We start from the raw sequence: 517 nt of genomic DNA on the forward strand, positions 1-517 counted from the left end.
AAGAAGGTGTTCACGGTATAGCCAACGAAAACACGACTATCAATCTCTATGGACCAGCCTTTAATGTTTTAGTTGCAGCCGGTCTGTTAGATTATGTGAGTGATGGCAAACAAACCACTATTGGCTTTGATGGGAATAGATATGACTTTGTCAGCAGAATTATTGGCGGCAATGGCTATACTTACGAGACAATACCTGCTGGTAGTAATTGGTGGAAAGAATGGTGGAGAGTGATCATGAATCCCATAAGCTCCCATACTTGCCTTGGAGATGTGGGTTATAAATGCCAAAAGTTTTATGGCACATCTCATCGTGAACAATTTCCTTTAAGTAAATCAAGGAGTAAAAAATGAAATACATTTTAAAGTTATTAAGTGGAATAGTTTTGGTGAGTGTAACTGGATGTAATATCGATAAACCTCCTCCAGGAGAGGTGGCTACGTGGGAGAAAAATGGTGTTACTGATTTTACTGAGGTAGGAAAAGCCTTATTAGAATGTGGAATGCCAACCCCTTAT

Annotated in this window: 1 pseudogene; it reads left to right on the plus strand. The window is 39.3% G+C overall.

What is annotated here, in order from left to right:
- Nucleotides 1-353, plus strand: a pseudogene (locus ACFIJL_RS09955) (filamentous hemagglutinin); the annotation flags it as partial.
- Nucleotides 354-517: the final 164 nt, after the last annotated feature.

It is taken from the genome of Bartonella sp. TT119HLJHH (assembly GCF_042193385.1).
Taxonomy (GTDB): domain Bacteria; phylum Pseudomonadota; class Alphaproteobacteria; order Rhizobiales; family Rhizobiaceae; genus Bartonella.